The 19,214-nt window shown below is 71.2% G+C and carries 19 protein-coding genes; 8 read left to right on the forward strand and 11 right to left on the reverse strand.

What is annotated here, in order from left to right:
- Positions 1-169 precede the first annotated feature (169 nt).
- The 3 genes from ACWEQG_RS19380 (at position 170) to ACWEQG_RS19390 (ending at position 4,081) form a co-directional block, all read left to right on the forward strand.
- The gene (locus ACWEQG_RS19380; RefSeq protein WP_452286396.1) at positions 170-1,681 is read left to right on the forward strand and encodes a hypothetical protein; all 1,512 of its coding nucleotides are present in this window, start codon (positions 170-172) and stop codon (positions 1,679-1,681) included.
- Positions 1,682-2,051: 370 nt separating this feature from the next.
- Entirely contained in the window at positions 2,052-2,708 is a 657-nt protein-coding gene (locus tag ACWEQG_RS19385) for a class I SAM-dependent methyltransferase (RefSeq protein ID WP_452286398.1), read from the forward strand.
- Positions 2,709-2,959: 251 nt separating this feature from the next.
- Entirely contained in the window at positions 2,960-4,081 is a 1,122-nt protein-coding gene (locus ACWEQG_RS19390; RefSeq protein WP_452286400.1) for a hypothetical protein, read from the forward strand.
- Positions 4,082-4,168: 87 nt separating this feature from the next.
- Here the strand turns inward: ACWEQG_RS19390 and ACWEQG_RS19395 are convergent, their stop codons facing one another.
- The 8 genes from ACWEQG_RS19395 to ACWEQG_RS19430 form a co-directional block, all read right to left on the reverse strand.
- Complete coding sequence (locus ACWEQG_RS19395; protein WP_452286402.1) at positions 4,169-4,783, reverse strand: permease-like cell division protein FtsX; 615 nt, start codon at positions 4,781-4,783, stop codon at positions 4,169-4,171.
- Positions 4,780-5,304: a sigma-70 family RNA polymerase sigma factor gene (locus ACWEQG_RS19400; protein ID WP_452286404.1), complete on the reverse strand. Its 525-nt coding sequence runs from the start codon at positions 5,302-5,304 to the stop codon at positions 4,780-4,782. The genes ACWEQG_RS19395 and ACWEQG_RS19400 overlap by 4 nt, the downstream gene beginning before the upstream one ends.
- A gap of 112 nt (positions 5,305-5,416) precedes the next feature.
- Positions 5,417-5,803, reverse strand: a complete 387-nt coding sequence (locus tag ACWEQG_RS19405) for a nuclear transport factor 2 family protein (RefSeq protein ID WP_452286406.1) — start codon at positions 5,801-5,803, stop codon at positions 5,417-5,419.
- Between the two features lie 108 nt (positions 5,804-5,911).
- On the reverse strand, positions 5,912-7,447 hold the full coding sequence (locus ACWEQG_RS19410; protein ID WP_452286408.1) for a DUF7507 domain-containing protein: 1,536 nt from the start codon (positions 7,445-7,447) through the stop codon (positions 5,912-5,914).
- A gap of 164 nt (positions 7,448-7,611) precedes the next feature.
- Complete coding sequence (locus ACWEQG_RS19415; RefSeq protein ID WP_452286410.1) at positions 7,612-8,010, reverse strand: hypothetical protein; 399 nt, start codon at positions 8,008-8,010, stop codon at positions 7,612-7,614.
- 77 nt (positions 8,011-8,087) lie between these two features.
- On the reverse strand, positions 8,088-8,567 hold the full coding sequence (locus ACWEQG_RS19420; protein WP_452286412.1) for a hypothetical protein: 480 nt from the start codon (positions 8,565-8,567) through the stop codon (positions 8,088-8,090).
- 5 nt (positions 8,568-8,572) lie between these two features.
- Complete coding sequence (locus tag ACWEQG_RS19425) at positions 8,573-9,298, reverse strand: TOPRIM nucleotidyl transferase/hydrolase domain-containing protein (protein ID WP_452286414.1); 726 nt, start codon at positions 9,296-9,298, stop codon at positions 8,573-8,575.
- A 101-nt stretch (positions 9,299-9,399) separates the two neighbouring features.
- The gene (locus ACWEQG_RS19430) at positions 9,400-11,649 is read right to left on the reverse strand and encodes an ATP-binding protein (protein WP_452286416.1); all 2,250 of its coding nucleotides are present in this window, start codon (positions 11,647-11,649) and stop codon (positions 9,400-9,402) included.
- 167 nt (positions 11,650-11,816) lie between these two features.
- Here ACWEQG_RS19430 and ACWEQG_RS19435 point away from each other — a divergent pair, with 167 nt between their 5' ends.
- Both ACWEQG_RS19435 and ACWEQG_RS19440 read left to right on the forward strand, forming a co-directional pair.
- A complete protein-coding gene (locus ACWEQG_RS19435; protein WP_363462430.1) occupies positions 11,817-12,272 on the forward strand; it encodes a carboxymuconolactone decarboxylase family protein in 456 nt (151 codons plus the stop codon).
- Between the two features lie 56 nt (positions 12,273-12,328).
- Positions 12,329-12,772 carry an iron chaperone gene (locus tag ACWEQG_RS19440; RefSeq protein ID WP_452286418.1) on the forward strand — a complete coding sequence of 148 codons (444 nt, stop codon included), beginning with the start codon at positions 12,329-12,331 and terminating at the stop codon, positions 12,770-12,772.
- A 73-nt stretch (positions 12,773-12,845) separates the two neighbouring features.
- Here the strand turns inward: ACWEQG_RS19440 and ACWEQG_RS19445 are convergent, their stop codons facing one another.
- Complete coding sequence (locus ACWEQG_RS19445) at positions 12,846-13,898, reverse strand: serine hydrolase domain-containing protein (RefSeq protein ID WP_452286420.1); 1,053 nt, start codon at positions 13,896-13,898, stop codon at positions 12,846-12,848.
- Between the two features lie 111 nt (positions 13,899-14,009).
- Here ACWEQG_RS19445 and ACWEQG_RS19450 point away from each other — a divergent pair, with 111 nt between their 5' ends.
- On the forward strand, positions 14,010-14,807 hold the full coding sequence (locus ACWEQG_RS19450) for an endonuclease/exonuclease/phosphatase family protein (protein ID WP_452286422.1): 798 nt from the start codon (positions 14,010-14,012) through the stop codon (positions 14,805-14,807).
- Positions 14,808-15,084: 277 nt separating this feature from the next.
- Here ACWEQG_RS19450 and ACWEQG_RS19455 read toward each other — a convergent pair whose 3' ends face one another.
- Positions 15,085-16,587, reverse strand: coding sequence for an aldehyde dehydrogenase family protein (locus tag ACWEQG_RS19455; protein ID WP_452286424.1), 1,503 nt, complete (start codon positions 16,585-16,587; stop codon positions 15,085-15,087).
- A gap of 153 nt (positions 16,588-16,740) precedes the next feature.
- Here ACWEQG_RS19455 and ACWEQG_RS19460 point away from each other — a divergent pair, with 153 nt between their 5' ends.
- Positions 16,741-17,358: a TetR/AcrR family transcriptional regulator gene (locus tag ACWEQG_RS19460; protein ID WP_452286426.1), complete on the forward strand. Its 618-nt coding sequence runs from the start codon at positions 16,741-16,743 to the stop codon at positions 17,356-17,358.
- 10 nt (positions 17,359-17,368) lie between these two features.
- On the opposite strand, the gene ACWEQG_RS19465 is transcribed toward ACWEQG_RS19460, so the two are convergent.
- The gene (locus ACWEQG_RS19465) at positions 17,369-17,932 is read right to left on the reverse strand and encodes a TetR/AcrR family transcriptional regulator (RefSeq protein WP_452286428.1); all 564 of its coding nucleotides are present in this window, start codon (positions 17,930-17,932) and stop codon (positions 17,369-17,371) included.
- Positions 17,933-18,081: 149 nt separating this feature from the next.
- Between ACWEQG_RS19465 and ACWEQG_RS19470 the strand changes: the two genes are divergently transcribed.
- Positions 18,082-18,993: an alpha/beta hydrolase gene (locus ACWEQG_RS19470; RefSeq protein WP_452286430.1), complete on the forward strand. Its 912-nt coding sequence runs from the start codon at positions 18,082-18,084 to the stop codon at positions 18,991-18,993.
- The last annotated feature ends 221 nt before the right edge of the window (positions 18,994-19,214 follow it).

Consider the following 19,214-nt stretch of genomic DNA (forward strand, 5'->3'; position numbering starts at 1 on the left):
CTTTCGCAGCACCGGGGATGTGGCAAGGGCTTTTCCCCGACTCGAACCGCACTGAATATCCACAATTTCGATCTTCATGGGGATAAGGTGCCTCTGGTTTGTCGGACGGACGGGGAGCGGCGTCATGTGGCGGACACGGGGTTTCCGGCTCTGGATACTCGCGGTCCTCATGACACTCCTGCCCCTGGCCTTGTCAGCGTTCTCCGGAGGCTGGGTGTCCTTCGGATTCACGTCGTACGGCCTTCCGTCCTGTCCCGCCTTCGATTTCCTGACGATGGGATTTCCCGGCCCGCTCCTGGCGTCCCTGCTCTGGGCGCGTCTTCTCGCCGTCCCTGTCGCCTTCGCGCTCTGGCTGGTGACGCGCGGCGGGCCCGCGAGCCGGGTGACGGGCCAGGTCGTCGCCTGCTACGTGCTGCTCCTGGCGCTCGTGAGCCCGGCCTCCGTCGCGTACGACGTGGTCACGGCCGGCTCCGTCTGCTGGGAGCTGTGGGAGCCGGTAGCCGGGTGGAACCTGGGGGTGAGCGCCTGCGACGTGGTCGCCGCCGCCCTGATCCTGTCGGCCGTCCGGCCCGCCGGGTCCCGTCCGCACGCCCGGCTGCGCCGTACGGCCGGGGTCTTCGGGGTGTGCTGCCTCCTGCTGGCGGTGCCCGCGGCCGACCGGGGCGCCGACGACCGCTACACCGGCCTCGACGTGGCCCTGCGCCTGCACGCCGCCACCCCCGGCACGGGCGAGACCACCGAGACCGAGCGGTTGCTCGCCACCATCGCCGCCGCTCAGCCCGCCCATGACGAGGACGAGCTCTCGGAGGACGACTGCGACCCGTGGACCGTGGTCCAACGCTCCTACGGCGACACCGAACCCCACGACCGCGAGCACGCCTTCCTCTGCACGGCGCGGGGCGTCGTCCCAGTTGCGCAGGCGGGGCACGCCCCGCGGTTCGTGACGCTGCCCGACCGGGAACTGCTCGCCTTCGGCCGGGCACTGTGCGGGGTCGCCGGACGGCCCTCCACCGAGCCACGCGTCCACACCCTGTTCGACCAGGCCGGGCTGTCCGACTGGAGCTACTCGCTCATGAACGCGCTGGTGTTCCTGTGCCCGGACGCGGTCGCCCGGGAAGCGCCCGATCTGGTGCTGACGGAGGCCGAGGCGCGCAAGAAGGACGACGACTATCGGGCGAAGCTGACCGCCCACTGCTCGGACCCCGCGCGTCGCCTGCGGGCGGTGCGGCAGGCGACCACCGCCCTCATCGTGGGCGAGGGCGGCGGCTACCTCGTCGACGGCGGAAACAGCGCGGGCGTGCCGCGCAGGCTGGACCGCGCGTTCGACGAGGTCATCGACTGGCTGACCACGACCGCCGTCTCGGTCGGCACCGCCATGGACAACACCCCGATCTGCCTGACGGTCAAGGCGCTGCCCCACACCCCCCGCGTACGGCTCAGGGGCTGGGACACCGTCGTCGAGACCGGCCTCGCCAGCCCGGACGGCGTGCTCGGACTCGCCGGGGAGGCGGACGGCTCCCTGCCGAACCTCGCCGTGGCGGGGCCCGGCTACTACCGCGTCCGGGTCTACGTGCGCGGACGGGCGGAGGCCCTTAAGTACGCGTCGGAGTGGCCGGTCGAGGAGCACCTGCTCCTCGTCTTCCCCGGCTCGTCCGGAAAGACCCTCTTCCTCCGTGGTTGAGCACCGGCTCCGAAGATCGGCGCCGAAAAAGATGGCGTGGCCCGGGAACAACGGGGGCGGACACGTGGTTGGATGAAGCGTGGCCGGTGTGCAGGTGTCCCCGGGCCTCACCTAATTTGCCTTCGCGGACTACCGTTCGGCTGGAGCCGCGTTGTGCCTTTCGCCGAGAGGCGACCCGGCACCGGCACCACACGTGCGGGACCCCGGCAGGAGATCCTCCTGCCGGGGTCCTGGCGTCTGCGGGGCCGTTCGACCGGGTGAACTCCACCGGGTGAACGGTTCACCTCCGCAGGCCCTCTGAACTCCGTGGATGCCGCCCGTCTTACTCTTTGCATCCGCTTTTGTCGGACTCCGGTGCAAAGATGCGTCCGTGCCCGATCTGGATCCCCAGTCGATCGCCTCCTACTGGGACGCGGAGGCCGACACCTTCGACCACGAGGCCGACCACGGACTGCACGACCTTCGGGTCCGTGCGGCGTGGGCGGGACGGCTGCGGTCCTGGATGCCGCGCCCTCCGGCCGACGTCCTCGACCTGGGCTGCGGCACCGGTTCCCTCACGCTGCTGCTGGCCGAGCAGGGACACCGTCCCGTGGGCGTGGACCTGTCCCCCAGGATGGCCGAGGCGGCCCGGCGCAAGCTCGCCGCCGCGGGCTTCACGACCCCCGTCCTCACCGGTGACGCGAGCGACCCGCCGGAGAACGCCGGATCCTCCTTCGACGTCGTGCTGGCCCGGCACCTGCTGTGGACCCTGCCCGCGCCGGAACGCGCCCTGCGCACCTGGATGGGCCTGCTGCGCCCGCACGGCCGGCTGGTCCTCATCGAGGGCAACTGGCGGGCCTCCGGGGACGGCCCGCCGTACGTGCCGGGCGCCGGGTCCCTGCCCTGGCTCGGGGGGGTGAGCGCCGAGCCCCTCGTGGAGGTGCTGCGGCCGTACGCCGCGAGCGTGCGGGCGGAGCCGCTGACCGATCCCGTGCTGTGGGGCAGACCCGTACACGACGAGCGCTACGCCGTCATCGCCCACCGCTGAGCGGTTCTTTCCGGAAAAACGCGCAATACCTAATGCGTAAACGTGTCGGCAACATTGAAAGCGCATCGTCCCCGGAACAGGGCGGCAAAAGGGAGCACGGTCATCGGCCGCGCCGCCGATAGCCACCCCCATTGGCGCATACGGAATGCGACAGCGAACGTCCCGGGACGGGTCAACTCGCCTGGACGGGCTCCGGCCGCGGTGCCAACGATTGAGATACACCCGATCGCTGATCGGAGAGGAGTATCTCTATGCACGGCACTCGATTCTCATTACTGCTGGGTCCGGCAGTCCTGTCCGCAGTCACGCTCTGGCCGGCCATCGCATCGGCCTCCACCACCGCCGCCCACCCCTCCGGCCTCGCCGCCGCGCTCAGCGCGCCGCGGGCCGAGGAGCCGGGCACCAGCCTCGGCGAACAGTCGGAGGAGGCGGCCGAGCAGAGCAGGCGCGCGTACGAGGAGGAGAGCGGGTACGGGCGGGAGAACGCCCAGGAGGGTTCATCGAGCGAAGAGTCGAGCGAGGAGTCGAGCGGCCAGTCCGGAAGCAACCTCGCCTACCGCTCACAGGCCGCGCTGGGCGAGTCGTCCCTGCGCAGCCGCAGCAGCAGTCTCGCGCTCGGCGAGCAGTCCTCGTCGCTGGGCCAGTCGTCCCTGCGCAGCCGCAGCCTGGCGCTCGGCGAGCAGTCCTCGTACAGCCGTCCGATCAGCTACACGCGGACGATCACCTACCAGCGGCCGGTCACGCAGACGCGCATGGTGACCGAGAGCCGCCCGGTCACGTTCACCCGGCAGGTCACCTTCCAGCGCCCGATCACCGAAACGCGGATGGTCACCCGGATGCGTCCGGTCACCGAAACGCGTCAGGTGTCCTACCAGCGCCCGGTGACCCACACGCGCATGGTCACGGAAAGCCGGCCGGTCACCCACCAGGTGACCTACCAGCGCCCGATCACCCAGACGCGGTACGTCACCGAGTCGCGGCCGGTCACGCGGTACGTGACCTATCAGCGCCCGGTGGTGCGCTACGTCACCGAGAGCCGTCCGGTGACCCGTCAGGTCACCTACCAGCGGCCCGTCACCGAGACCCGGTACGTCACGGAAAGCCGCCCCGTGACCCGTCAGGTCACCTACAAGCGGCCCGTCACCGAGACGAGCTTCGTCACCGAAAGCCGTCCGGTCAGCTACACCCGGATGGTGCCGGAGACCCACGCGGTGAAGTCCACCCGGTTCGTCACCGAGAGCCGTCCGGTCAGCTACACGCGCATGATGACCTACCAGCGTCCGATAACCGAGACGCGGTACGTCACCGAGTCACAGGAGGTCAGCAGCTACAGCCGGCCCATGATGCGCCACTCGAGCGAGGCCTGCGAGTGAGCCGGCAGGCGAGGTCCTGACAGCCGGTGAGGGCCACGAGGGGCACGGGCGTTCCCGCCCGTGCCCCTTCCGCGCGCCCGTACGCGCTCAGCGTCCCCTCCCCCGGTGTACGCACTGTGCGGAGGCCCGCTCGGGGTCGTCCCTCCCGCACCTCTCGTCGATGACGGTGGACACTCCGGGCAGGTCCTCGGCCGCCCTGACCACCGCCAGGGGGTCGGCGCCGGGGGCGACCTTGATCCGGAAGGACTCCGGCATGTCCTCGACTCCGACCGCCTTCAGCAGCTCGGCATTCCGCTCCTGCCTGCGAAAGTTCTCGAACGCCGCTCGCCGGTCCTCGAACACGATGGTCCGCACATCGGGGCGGGCCTCGAGAGCTCGCCTGATGTTCCCCTTCTCCCTGGCGGTGGCCGCACCGCCCGTGCAGCTCTCGAAAGGCGAATGGTTCGTACAGAGGAAGACCGAGACGTCGACCCGGTCGGACGAGGCCGCCGCGACGCCGGCCTCCCCGGGGCCCGCGGACGGCTCCGCGAGGCGTGTCACGCCGACGATCGTGCCGGCCACCGCGAGCGCCGCCGCGGCGATCGCGAGGCCACGCGGCCGGGTGCGGCGTGGCGGGGGCAGCGCGTGGTCGAGGCCGTCGTCCGGCACCGTACGCGCGCGGGCCGCCATGGCGTCACGGAGCCGGTCCTCGATGGTGCTCATTCGTCCTCTCCCAGTTCGCGAAGGAGTCTGGCCAGGGCCCGTGCGGTCGTGGATCTGACGGTGCTCTGTCCCACGCCCATGAGCAGAGCGATCTCGGAGTCCGCCAGGTCGAGGTAGTAACGCAGCACCAGCGCCTCCCGCTGCCGCCGGGGCAGCCGGGCCAGCGCCAGCAGCACCTGCTTGCGGGACTCGCCGATGAGAACGGCCGTCTCCGCCGAGTCGGCTAGATCGGTGACCCGTTGCGTCCGGCGCAGCATGACCGCACGACGGCGCAGCACCGACCGCGACCCGTTGAGCACACAGGTCCGCAGATAGGCGAGAGTCAGGTCCGGGGGCCGCCGGTTCTGCAGCCGGGCGAAGACGTCCTGCACCACGTCCTCCGCCGTCTCCAGGTCGCCGACGAGCAGCACCGCGAGCCGCACCAGGCTGGCCCGGTGCTCGCGGTACAGGCCCGCCAGATCGGCCTCGGGAGGCGGCGAGGGCGGCGCGAGCGCCGTCAGCCGTAGGGATTCGGAATCCATGCACAGTGAACGCGCACCCACGCCGATCCGCTGCTCGCGTGTCCTCCGGTCCTTGGCACGCGAAAGCCCCTCCGGGTGGTCCCGGAGGGGCTTCTCGCTTCCGGCCCTCGGCTCAGGCCTCACTCGCGTGCGCCGCCAGCACGCGCCAGCCGTACTCGTCGGTGTGCACCCATGTGCGGGTGTAGCGCAGCCGGCCGGCGAACGGCTCCCCCGCGAAGGCGCCTTCGAGGGTGCCGAGGAAACACGTGACCCCGGTCGTCCCCGAGACGACGACGGTGAGGTCCTCCTCGGCCACCTTCGTCATCACCTGCGTACGCGAGCGGTGGTTGTGGAGATCCAGCTGCTTCGCCTCCGTGTGCAGCCGGCCGTCCGGCGGTCCCGTGAAGACGAGCCGCTCGTCGAGCAGCCGGTCGAGCTCCTCCACGTCACCGGTGAGCTGCGCTTTCTGCAGTCGCCGTTCGGCCTCGTACAGCTCGTCCAGGAGGGTGCGGCCTGCCATGTGGGTCCTCTCCGTCGTGGCGCGTCCTGGGCACGACGATAGCCCCCGGCGGTCGCCGTCCTGCCGTGGGACGCGGGCCACGGCAGGACGGCTCCCGGTCTCAGCGGGTCACTTGCCGGTGCCCTGCCTGCTCCCCGGCGTGCAGTACGGGCAGAACGGCTCGCGCTGGACGCAGACCTTGACCGCGTCGCTGTCGTTGCCCGGATCGAGGTCGAGCTCCTTGCCGCCCACGGTGGCGGTGTTGACCGTCTCCCCGATCGCGGTGGCCTTCGCGTGGACGACCAGCGTGGCCGTCGCGCCACTGGCCAGCGTGCCCACGGTCCACGTTCCCCCGGCGTACGTGCCGGTCGAGGGCGTGGCCGACAGGAGAGCGAGGGTGGCCGGCAGCGCGTCCTTGACGGCGACACCGGTGGCGTCGTTGGGACCCGCGTTGGCCACCGTGACGCGGTAGGTGACGGTCTCGCCCACGGTGACCTCGGTCTTGTCCGCGGACTTGACCACGCTGAGGTCGACCGCCGGATTGACCTCGGTGACGCTCTCACCGCTGGTGGAGGCCAGCGGCTCGGGGTCCGGGCCGAGCCGGTTCTCGTAGTCGACCGCGCCCCGGTTGACGAGCTGCTTCCCGGCGGCCGGCCTGCCGACCTTGACCCGGAACTCGACGGTGGTGCCGTCCGCCAGCACGGTGTCGTTGGCCAGCCGGCCCGCCGCCGCGCCGGTCGCGCCGTCACCCAGCCTGAAGGCGACGACACCGGTGGCGGCGTCGAACTCGGCCTGGTCGTCGCCCGCCTTGTCGGTCATGGCGCCGCTGTTCGGGCCGCTCACGACGCGGAGCGAGCCGGGCACGAAGGTCGTCCCGGCCGGGACCTTGTCGGTGAGCCGGACGTTCTGCGCGATGTCGCCGCCCCTGTTGACGGCGGTCAGCCGGTAGGTGATCTCGGCGCCGACGTTCACCGGACCCTGCGGGCTCGCGGACTTGGTGACGACGACGCACGGCGGGGTGCCGAAGAAGACGTCGTCGAGGAAGTTGCCGACCGACGGGTTGCCTCCGGCGGCGGAAATCGAGCGGAAGGCGAACCGGGTGGTCGTCTGCCCGGCGGGCACGGTGTAGGTGCCGTGGTAGTCGCCCCACTTCCCGTTGCCGTCGGACATCGTCCCCTGCTGGACGGGGCCCGAGGGGGCGCCGATGTCCAGTGCCATCTGGTCGGTGCCGAGACGCCCCCGATGGGACAGCCGCCAGTACAGCTTCTGGCCCGGAGTGGTCGGACGGTCCTGGTAGAGGGTCGAGACCTGGTTGGCGTTCAGCTCCGCGAACTGCGCGCCCTCGACCGCCGGGACGTTCATCCGGGGGCTCCAGACCTCGATCCTGTGGTCGGTGGCGGTCGTCCGCCAGCCCGGCACCGCGTTCGGGTCGTTCTGCGAGGCATCGGGGAGCGGAGCCCACGTCCCGGCGACGACGGGGTTCTCGAAACCGCCGTTGACCAAGGCCACCTGCTCGGGGCACGACGCGGGGTTCGGCGCCGCGGCCACCGTCCGCGCACGGAGGGGCGCGGCTCCGGCCGGGACCGGGCCGGACAGCGTCAACGGGACAGCCGCCGCCACCAGGGCGGCGACGGGGTAACACATCCTGGGGATGTGCCTCATCATGAAGGTCCTCTCGTCGTGGCGATCGACCAGGCCGTACGACCGGCGCTGGCACCGCAGGGAAGATTCGTCCGACGGAGAGGCGTGGTGCGGCCCGACACGTGCGGCCGTGCCGACAGTTGGCCGGATCTTGTTATCTCCCGACCCCGCACAGGGAAGATCTAGATCTAGGTCGAGGCCCCTCGCGGCCAGAACTGGACCAGGAACCGCTCCCGCGGATGCGCTTCGTCGTCCGCCCGCGTGTACACGCGTACGTTCCAGGACCGCTCCGGCTCACCCAGGAGCAGAAACCCGTCCTGGACATTCGTGTACTGCTCGGTAACGCAGATCTCGCCGGTCTCGGACCAGAGGACGCCGGAGGTGGCCTCCGCCCAGTCCTCGCGCTGATCCCCCGGTTCCTCGTCCCACGATTCGAGCGAGACGCTCACGAGATCGTCCTCCGCCGAGAGGCTGAGCAGGCCCCGGTCGGGCACCTCGTACGGGACAGCGGAGAACGACACATCGACGATGAAGAACGCCCCGTCGTGGACGCTCACCTCGCAGTGGTCATGCGAGATCAGGGACATGCCTGTCGCCTTCCGTCTCGAATCCACGTAGCCGGTGGCGTACGACCGCCGCGCCCAGCAGCCGGTCGACGGCCGCGCTACGGAAGATCGGAGATACGGTGATCACCGTAGGGGCCGGTGCGGACGTCGCGCCACCAGATCGGCCGGGCGTCCACGAGGTAGACGACGAAGGGGATCCACCAGATCAGGTCGTTGGTGACGACGAGGATTCCGGAGGAGATCGGCCACTGGCCGGTGGAGACGAGCCACAGCCAGCCGAGAGGACCGAAGACCTTGCCCGCGAGCCCCACGGCCGCGATCAGGAAGCCCCGCTCGGGCCGCAGCGCCACGTCCAGGTACAGCACGCCGTACAGTGCCAGGACCATGCCCAGGGTCGTGAAGATCTGCGGATGGTTCTGGAGCGGCATGCCGGCGAACCGGAAAAGCCACTGTGCGTCCAGGGCCGCGTACGCGCCCCAGGCGATGTTGTAGATTCCGGCGGCGACGAAGACGGCCCGATGCAGACGCCGGCGCCGCATCACGGTCCCGCCCTGTGCCGCCTCGTCATCGTCCGGCACACCAATCACCTGTCATCCCGCTTCCCGATGTCTCGAACGGCCGCGAGCAGCGCGTCGAGCGGCCGAGGCAGGCGGTCCCGGTCGAGTGCCGCCTCGACGAGCAGCCGTGCGTACCGGAGCTTGCGGCGCGAGCCGCTGCCCAGGAACCGCCGGATCTGCGCTTCGGGCTCCCGGCCGCGCCATTCGGGCTGGCTCTGCAATGAGCGGAACGCCCTGAGGTCGCCGTGGGAGCCGAAGAGCGCCTCGATCCCCGCGCTGCCCACGGCGCGGATCAGCTCGTCCTCCAGGTCGTTCACGCAGACGTAGAACCCGAGGTCCTCCATGTCGGCGCGCGTGCGAGGTGAGCCGACCCGGTTCGCCACCATCGCGCGCCGGAATATCTCCTCTTCGTGCAGGTCGCACAGACCCGCGAGACGCACCCGGGTGTCCGGCGGGCCCAGCTCCGTCAGGAAGCGGCCGATCGCGTGCGCCCCGCCGATCGGCACGATCACGACCCGCTCCGCCTCGAAATCGCGGCCGCGGCCGACCGCGGCCGTCTCCAGGGCGATCTGGTCGCTGGGGCCCTCGACGAGCACCATGGTCACGGCGTCGCCGGCCTTCGCCAGGGCCCGCTCCATCGCCCGCAGCGGTGCGTCGGGGCCGCTCTCATAACCGTCGAGCGCCCGGCCACGGAGGGCTTCGACCGGCGTGCCGCGCTCGTGACCCGTGCCGGTCCGCCGTGTCGTAGCCATGGCCGCATCATCGACGACACACAAGGCGGCCGACAAACGATTAACGACGGTATGGCCAGACGAATAGGAGCGCGCCGGCCCAGCGCCGGCCCAGCGCCGGCTCAGCGGTCGGCGCGCACGACCTCCCGCGCCGCACGGGCCAGCTCCTCGTCGTACGGCCGGCCCAGCTCGCGCGCGAGCCCGATGGCCCGGTCGAGCAGCGCCAGCGCCTCGTCACGGCGGCCCGCCACGCGGCACGTCTCGGCATAGGTGTGCAGGACGTCCATCTCCAGCTGCACCTCGGCCAGCGGTTCCAGCAGCTCGAAGGCCCGGCGATGGTGTTCGAGCGCTTCGGCGGGTGAGCCCGTGATCCGCAAGGCGACCCCGAGATAGTTGTGGCACCACGCCTGGTTGTGCTGGAGATTGTGCTGCTCGGACAGCCGCAACGCGTCGTGCAGCATCCGCAGCGACTCCGCCGGGTCGTCCGGTGCCAGGGCGAGACCGAGGGTGACGAGCCCGGTGACCTGTGCGGGCCCGTCCGCCAGGGCGACGGACGCCCGGGCGAGTTCGACGGCTTCCGCGCGCCGCCCGAGGTGAAGGGTCACCCATCCGTCGAAGGCCAGCGCCTGGGACTGGCCCGTACGGCGCCCGATCTTCTCGAACAGCTCGCGTGCCCGCCGGAAGTGCGCCTGCGCCGCTTCGAGGTCGCCCAGATCCCGGCGTACCAGGCCGATGCGCAGCGCCAGGGCGGCCGCGATGTCGTCATCCGGCACCCCCGACCGCTCGGCCAGTTCGTACGCGGAGAGCGCCTCGGTGAGGCGTCCGGCGGCGGCACGGGCGTAGCCGAGATCGGCGAGCAGCGAAGCCCGCTCCTGGTCGCGGCCGAGACGTGCCGCTGCGGCCGCGGCGGCCTCGAGCAGGCGCGCCTGGTCGTCGGTCCCGCGATGCCGGAAGAACCAGACCCGCATGGTCTGCGGCAGCTCGGCCACCACCTCGTCCTCGCCGAGCCGTACGGCGGCGTCGAAGCAGGCCACCAGGTTGACGTACTCGAGGTCGAACCAGGCCATGGCCTTCGCCGGATCCCCCGGGGCGGGCTCCGTGCGCTGCGGCGAGGGCAGCGTCCGCTCGTGGGCGACGGCCTGGGCCAGATAGTGCCGCAGGACCCGGCGCAGGGCGTCCTCGGCCCGGGGCTCCTCGTCCGCGGCGAGGTCCGCCGCGTACTGCCGGATCAGATCGTGCATCCGGTAGCGCCCGGGCGAGGGCTCCTGGACCAGGTGGGCGTCGACCAGTTCCTCCAGCGCGGCGCCGGCCCGGTCGGGCGGCATATCGGTGAGCGCGCCCGCCACCGCCGCGTCGAAGTCGGCGCCCGGCAGCACGCCCAGCAACCGGAACATGCGGCGCTCGGCGGCGTCGAGCTGATGCAGCGACATGCCGAAGACGGAGTCGAAGCGGCCGGGGGTGGCGTGCAGCCGCTCTGCCAGCACCGCCACGGTCCAGCCCGGGCGGTGGCGGAGCCGCGCGCCCGCCATCCGCAGCGCCAGCGGGAGCCCGCCGCACTGCCGCAGCACCTGGCCGACCGCGTCCTCTTCGGTGAGCGCGAGCCCGGCCGCCCGGGCGAACAGATGCACCGCGTCGCCGTCGGCCAGCGGCTCCAGGGACACCGGCGGCACTCCGTCCAGGCTGACCAGCCGGTGGCGGCTGGTGACCAGGACCGCGGACTTCCCCGCGCCGGGCAGCAGCGGGCGCACCTGCTCCGCGTCGACCGCGTTGTCGAGCACGACCAGAACCCGTCGGCGGGACAGCTCCGACCGCCAGAGCGCCGCGCGTTCGGCGGTGCCGGCCGGGGGGTGCGTGACGTCCAGCGCGTCCAGCAGCCGGCCCAGCGCGGCGTGCGGTTCCAGTGGCTCCTGACCCGGGGTGAAGCCCTGCAGGTCGAGATAGAGCCCGCCGTCCGGATACGAAGGAGCGAGCCTGTGGGCCACGTGGACGGCCAGGCTCGTCTTGCCCACGCCCGCCATGCCGTCGACCGCGGCCGCGCCGGTGGTGCGCAGCAGCTCTTCGACCAGCGCGGACTCCGCTTGCCTGCCGGTGAAGTCGAACAGGTCGCCCGGCAGGTCGTTGCGGCGCCGGACGGGCGCCGCGCCGGCTTCGGTCGCCTCGGCCCACAGCGCGCGCAGCGGCCGGGGATCGCGTCCCACGGCCCGGCACAGCGCCACGACGGCCTCCCACGGCGGCACGAGCTGTCCGGTCAGGTATCTGGACAGAGACGAGCTGCTCAGACCCGTCTGGCGGGCGAGGGCGCGCAGGCTGAGCCCGCTCAGCTCCTTGATCCGGGCGAGCTGGGCCACCAGTCGTTCCTGGGGGCTGGACACGTGGAACACCGTACCCGTCCCGGCCCACGCAGACGGATCAGCGGTACGTCCGCGCTGCTCAGCCGGGTTCTGCCTGTCCCACGGTGTCCCACGGACCAGGCGGGCGCGGACACGCCGATGGTCACATGGTCCTCGTCGGAAGAAACACCCGCGACGAAGGAGAAGCGATGTCGACCGAGCGCATGCCGAACCCGGCGGCTCTGATCCCCGAGGCGATGGAGGCCCTGATGGCGGTCAACAGGGCCGTCGCGGGCGCCGGAGTGGACGGCAGGCTGCTGGCGTTGAGCCACCTGCGGGCCAGCCAGATCAACGGCTGTGGTCCGTGTGTCGCCGGGGGCGTCCACCAGGCCCAGCGGCACGGCGTGACCGCGGACCAGGTGCACGCCGTCGCCGCGTGGCGGGAGACGCCGTGGTTCAGCGACGAGGAGCGCGCCGTGCTGGCCCTGACCGAGGCCGTGACCCGGCTCGCCGACCGGCCGGACCCGGTGCCGGACCAGGTGTGGGACGTGGCCGCCAAGCACTTCGACCAGAAGGAGCTCGCCGCGCTGCTGCTCAACATCGCGCTCGCCAACGCCTTCAACCGGCTCAACGTGCCGACCCGCCAGCAGGCCGGCAAGTGGTGACACCGGTCCCGTCCAGCACCGCCCCCAGCCACACTCAGCAGAGAGAGGAAGTCCTCATGTCGACCACGCAGAAGACCACCACCACCAAGGGCGCTTTCACCGAGCAGGAGCGCGACGCGATGAAGGAGCGCGCCAAGGAGCTGAAGAGCGCCCGGCGGGGCACCAAGGCCGACACGGAGAGCGAGGTGCTCGCGAAGATCGCCGAGATGCCGGAGCCCGACCGGGTGATCGCCGAGCGGTTGCACGCCGTGATCAAGGCCAGCGTGCCCGCCCTCACGCCCAAGCTCTGGTACGGGATGCCGGCGTACTCCCACAACGGCAAGATGATCTGCTTCTTCCAGGCCGCGGCGAAGTTCAAGGCCCGCTACGCGACGCTCGGCTTCAGCGACGCGGCCAACCTCGACGACGGCGCCATGTGGCCGGCCTCGTACGCCCTGGCCGAGCTGACCGCCGACGTCGAGGAGAGGATCGGGGCGCTCCTGCGGCAGGCGGTGAGCTGAGGACCGGCGCCTCCTCAGCGGACCGCCGGCGGTCTCTGCCCGGCCATCGCGGTGCAGGGCCGCCGGTCCCGGCCTAGTCGGGAATCGGGCCGAGCCCGAGAACGGCACGCAGCGCGTTCTCCAGGTCGGTGGCGCGGTCGAAATCGCCCGCGTGGCCGGTGAGGAAGGCGAAGGTGTAGCCCGCGGCTCCGGCGTAGTTGCCGCCCAGGCCGCCCATGCCGTAGTCGTCGCCGTCGATGCCGAAGCCCAGCCCCCAGGTCGCCTGCGTCCCGAGGACCGCGTCCGTCCCCGAGCATTGGGCGGTGGTGGCCTCGGCGAGCAGGCCGGCCGACAGCAGCCGCGGCAACGCGGCGTAGAACCCGGCGGCCGCACGGGCGGTGCCATGGCCGTTGACGGCGGGGATCTCCGCGGCCCGCCAGGCGGCGGAGTTGACCACAGCCGGGTCCTGCGCGCCGGGCGGGTTGCCGACGGCCCGCCGGTAGAGGTCGGGCCTGCCGTCCAGCGCGGCAGCCCGGTAGGCCGGGGTCAAGCCGGTCAGCTCGACGGCCCGCGCCTGCCGCCCGGGGCCGAGGCCGATGTGGAAGTCCAGCTCGTGCGGGCCGCAAATCTCCTCGGCGAGGAAGCGGCCGAGCGTCCGCCCGTCGGTGCGCCGGACCAGCTCGCCGAGCAGGTGCCCGTAGAACAGCGCCGACTCGCCGTGCGCGGTGCCCGGCTCCCACGACGGCTCCTGCGCGGCGAGAAGCGCGCACATCCGGTCCCAGTCGTAGAAGGTCTCGGTGGGCACCGGCCGGTCCAGCGCCACCACGCCCGCCTGGTGCGACAGGACATGCCGTACGGTCGCCGGCGCGGTGAACTCCGGCCAGTAGCGCCGCATCGGGGCGTCCAGCTCCAGCACGCCCCGATCCACGAGGAGCAGCACACAGACCGCCGCGAACGGTTTGGTCACGCTGTACGGCATCACGACGCTGTCGCGGGACCAGCCGGGCCCGCCCCACAGGTCGACGATCCAGCGGCCGTCCAGTTGGGCGGCCACCGCCGCCCCCGCTCCGCCGGCCTGCCGCTCCAGCACATCGGCGAACACGTCCCGTACCTGCTCGAAACCCGGTTCGACCGTTCCGTGGATCACGGCCACCCACCCTAGGAAGGCAGGTCGGCCGGAGGCAATCGGGATTCGGCGCCGGCCGGCCTCCAGGCGCGGTTTGGGTATGGATGACGGGTCTGGTCTAGGTTCTTCAGCGTGCGGATCATCTCTCTCAACGCCTGGGGCGGCGCGATGTTCGACGAACTCGCCGCCTGGCTCGACAGCTGTGACGCCGACATCCTGTGTCTGCAGGAGGTGACACACACCCCGACCACCCATGGTTGGACCCGATTCGACGACGCCGAGCGATCACTGCCGCAGCGGGCGGACCTCCTGTCCGATGTCCGTTCACGCCTTCCCCGCCACCATGGCCTGTTCACCGCGAGCGACTCCGGGCCGGTCCAGGACCACGCAGGCGGTTCACATCGGCAGGATTTCGGGCTCGCCACCTTTGTCGGGGAGACGCTGCCCATCGTCGGCATGCGATCCGCGTTCGTCCACGGCGGCTACGTCGAACATCACGACGGATGGCCGGCCGACGGCCGCCCGCGCGCCGCTCTGGCCGTGCGCGTCTTCGACCGCACGGCACAGCGGTTCGTCACCGTCGTCAACCTTCACGGCCTGCGGGACGCACATGGGAAGACCGACACCCCCGCTCGCCGCGCGCAGGCCGAAAGGCTCGCCGGCCTCGTCACCAGCGTGCGCGAGAACGGCGACCTCACCGTGGTGTGCGGCGACTTCAACGTGCTGCCCGACAGCGAGACGTTCCGGATCCTCGCCAAGCTCGACCTCACCGACCTGGTCCGGGACGCCGACACCAGAACCTCCCGCTACCCGAAGCCCGTACGGCATGCGAGCTACATGCTCGTCTCCGAACCCACCGCCGTCCGCCGATTCGAGATCATGACCGCACCCGAAGTGTCCGATCACCGTGCCCTGATGCTCGACCTCTAGCGCTGATCAGATCCGGGCTCAGGCGCCGGCCGGGCGGCGGGCCGGAGGCCGTCCATCAGGAGGTCCAGCAGGCGACCGGCCTTGGCTTCATGCTCGCGCCGGGGGCCACGGTGAAGATGCCGATGAGGGAGGCGGCGATGTCTTCGGCGGTGACGTCGGAGCGGAGGTCGCCCGCCGCGCGACCGGCGTCGGGAATCGTGGTGATGGCCGCCAGGAGCTCGGTCCGGGTGTGTCGCGCTCGAGGATGGCCAGGCCGCTCAGGCGTGAGGTGGCATGGTCACAGCGCGATGCGGACGGTCTTGACCTGGGTGTAGGCGTCGAGTCCTTCCAGGCCGCCTTCGCGGCCCAGGCCGGACTGCTTGTAACCGCCGAAGGGGAGGTTGCCGGTGCTCATCTCGGCCCAGGTGTTGATCCAGACGGTGCCGGCCTCGATGGCTGCGGCCATGCGGTGCGCGGTGGTGAGGTTGGTGGTCCACACGGAGGCGGCCAGTCCGTAGTCGGTGTCGTTGGCCTGGGCGAGGGCGTCGTCGATGTCGGTGAAGGTGGTGATCACGCCGACGGGGCCGAAGATCTCCTCGCGGACGACGCGCATGTCGGGGCGGACGTCGTCGAGGAGGGTGGGGGCGAAGAAGTATCCGTGATCACCGAAGCGCCCGCCGCCGGTCACCACGTTCGCGCCCTCCTCGCGGGCGATGTCGAGGTAGGAGCTGACGCGGTCGAACTGCGCCTTGGTGGCCAGCGGTCCCACCAGCGTGCCCGGGGTCAGCGGGTCGCCCGGGGTGAATGCCTCCATCGTCTTCAGCAACTTCTCGACGAACTCCTCACGGATGCTCTCCTCGACGAACACCCGTGATCCGGCGACGCAGGCCTGTCCCGCGTTACCCAGGAAGCCGGCCGCCACGCCGCGGACCGCGACGTCAAGGTCGGCGTCGGCGAAGACGACCGACGGCGACTTGCCGCCCAGTTCGAGCGTTACGCGCTTGAGCGTGTCTGTGGCCTGGCGCTGGACCAGCTTGCCGGTCGCGGTCGACCCGGTGAAGGCGATCTTCGCGACACCGGGGTGCGCGACCAGCGCCTGGCCCGCCTCGGCGCCCAGGCCGGTGACGACGTTCACCACACCGGCCGGCAGGTCGGTGCCGGCCAGCAGCTCGGCCAGGCGCAGCGTGCTCAGCGAGGCGGTCTCGGCCGGCTTGAGCACGACGGTGTTACCGGCGGCCAGGGCCGGGGCGAGCTTGCCGGGCAGTTGGCCCATCGGACCATTCCAGCCCCAGATGATGCCGACGACACCGAGGGGCTCCTTGCGGGTGTAGGCCATGCGGTCCTTGCCCGCGGGAACACTCACGCCGGACAGCTTGGTAGGCCAGCCCGCGTAGTAGCGGAAGACCTCACTCGCCTCGGCCAGCATGTGTGCGGTCAGCATGCGGGGTGCGCCCATGTTGACCGAGTCGATGGTGGCCAGTTCGTCGGCGTGCTCCTCGATGACGTCGGCGATCTGGTTCAGGATCCGGCCGCGCCGGTCGGGGCTCATGTCCGCCCAGGCGGGATCGGCGAACGCCGCGCGCGCGGCGTGGACCGCGGCGTCGACGTCGGCTGCCTCGCCGCGCGGCACACTGGCCAGCGCCTCCTCGGTGGCCGGGTCGGTGTTCGGCAGCGTTCGTCCGGAGACTGCGGCGACCTGTCGGCCTCCGATCCACATCATCCGCTCCCCGGCCCGTACGAACGCGGGGATGTCACGGCGGGCGGTGTCGGCGACGGGCGGGACGCTCACAGTTGCAGTCATGGTTGTTCCTCTCCTGGTGTCCTGATCAGCGGACGTCCTAAACGGATTACCTGTCCACCTAACGTAACGGACAGGCTCTCCGTTTTGCAAGAGCAAGTGAGAAGGGTATCCGGTACGCTGAGATTCTGGACGCCGAAGGAAGGAGCATCCGCCGTGAGCGCCGAGTCCGCCCCTGCCCGACGTGCCGACGCGGAGCGCAACCGGTCGAAGATCATCGCGGTCGCCCGCGAGGCCTTCGCCGAACCCGGTGCCGCACCGTCGATGGCCGAGATCGCCCGACGTGCCGGCGTCGGCATGGCCACGCTCTACCGCAACTTCCCCGGCAGACTCGAACTGGTTGAGGAACTCTTCCGTCACACCGTCGACGACATGTGCCAAGCCGCCGAATCCGTCAGTGGCGACACGCCTGGCGAGGCCTTCTTCGCCTGGCTCATGCGCTTCCACGCCATCGGCGCCCGCAAAGGGCCCCTCGCCTCCGTCCTCCTCTCCGAATCCGCCAATGGCACCCCCATCCTCCGCGCCAGCCGCTCCCGCACAATCGCGGCCGGCGAACCCCTTTTCCGCGCCGCGCAACGCAGCGGAGAAGTACGCGACGACGTCTCTCTCGGACAGATCCTCGACGGCCTCGTCGCACTCGCCGGCATCGATAACGGCCCGGACTTCCCCGGCGCCCTGATCCGCATCCTGCTCGACGGTCTGCATCCGAATCCGCACACCACGGGCGGATCGCCGACTGCCGATAAAGGCATGGACAGCCCCACGACCTCGTGAATGCCCGAGGCTAGCGAGCCGTGGTGAGGGTGCGAAGGTCGTCGAAAGCCTGGTGGAGCAAGGCGTCCAGGCCGGGTGCCGGGTCCGAGATCCACGCGCCGAAGGCCTGGCGGAACGCGACCATGCCGGTCTGGGCCGCCAGGGCCGCGGTGCGGTCGGGGACGCCGCGGCGGCGCAGCGCCTCAGTGAGGTCGGCGGCCAGGGAGGCCACCTTCGTCAGCTCCCGTTCCCGCAGGGCGGGGGTGGTGTCGATGACCCGCTGCCGGGGCTCGGAGAACGCGCGGTTGTTCTCCAGCAGCGAGGTCGCCGAGCGGAGGGCCCACAGCAACGCCGGCAGTGGCGGCAACGTGGCCGGCGCCTCGGCGACGCCGCTGATCAGGGTCACGCGCAGGGCGTCCTCGCCGTCGAACAGCACCTCGCGCTTGTCCGGGAAGTGCCGGAAATAGGTGCGCTCGGTGACGCCTGCGCGGGCTGCGATCTCGGCCGTCGTGGTCCGATCGAAGCCGTTCTCCCGGTAGAGGTCGAGGGCCGCCTGCTGGAGGCGGCGGCGCGCCTGCTCGCTGCTTCGTGGCACCCCGCCATCATAGGGGATATGTCAGTCACTGTCGTTACGTGGTAGTGTCAGTCACTGACATTAACAAGCGCAGCAGGAAGGTGCGCACCATGACCCGTGCCCGCATATCAATGGATCCCGAGCTGGCTACCGCCCTCGCGGCCGTACCCATGACGCCCCATGGGGCCTTCGATCTGACCGACATCGCAGGGACCCGCGAAGCCGTCCGCGCCTTCGCCGAGTCGATCGCAGCGAATCTGCCCGACGACCCGATGGTCTCCGTGGCCGAGCTGAACGCCACCCGCCCCAACGGCCCGGACGTCCCGGTCCGGCTGCTGCGGCCCGCGAACGCCGGCGGCCCCCTGCCGGTCATGCTGTGGTTCCACGGCGGCGGGCAGGTCCTCGGGTACGCCGCCCAGGACGACCCGTGGCTCAAGCAGCTGTGCTCGACACTGGGTTGTGCGGTCGCCGCCGTCGACTACCGGCTCGCCCCGGAGGCACCGTCGCCCGGGGCCGCCGAGGACGGGTTCATCGCGTACCGATGGATCCTCGGTGAGGCCGGCCGCCTCGGCCTGGACCCGGCTCGCGTCGGTCTCGCCGGGCAGAGCGGCGGCGGCGGAATCGCCGCGGCGACGGCCCTGCTCATCCGCGACCGCGGGGAGGCGACGCCGCTGTTCCAGTCGCTGGCCTACCCCATGCTCGACGACCGCAACGAGACGGCGTCCAGCCGCGAGATCGTCGACATCGGCATCTGGGACCGGTCCACCAACCTGCTCGCCTGGCAGTTGATCCTCGGCGACCGCGCCGGAACCGACGACGTGTCCGCCTACTCCGCGCCGGCCCGGGCCGGCGACCTCCACGGCCTGCCGCCGACGTTCATCGCCGTCGGCGACCTGGACTGCTTCCGCGACGAGGACATCGACTACGCGCTGCGCCTGCTCGCTCACGGCGTCCCGGTCGAGCTGCACCTCTATTCGGGGGCGTACCACGCCTTCGACCTGTTCGCGCCGCAGTCGCGGCTCGCGGCGACCTACCAGCAGACCTGGCTGAACTTCCTGACGCGGCGATTCGGGAGCGCGTGACGAGATGGCAAGTACGACGGCAGCCGAGTGGTGATCACCGGCGGCAGCAGCGGGGTCGGGCCGGCCACACCTCGGTCGCCAACGTTATGGCCCTGCCGCAGCTCAGCGTGTACGCGGCCGGCAAGGCGGCCCTGCGCTCCATGACCCGCAGCATCGCCCCAGCGCCTCGATGCCGAAGCCACGGTCAGATCCAGAGCCCTGTTGGCAAGGGTGTTAGCAAA

Source organism: Microbispora sp. NPDC004025 (assembly GCF_053604425.1).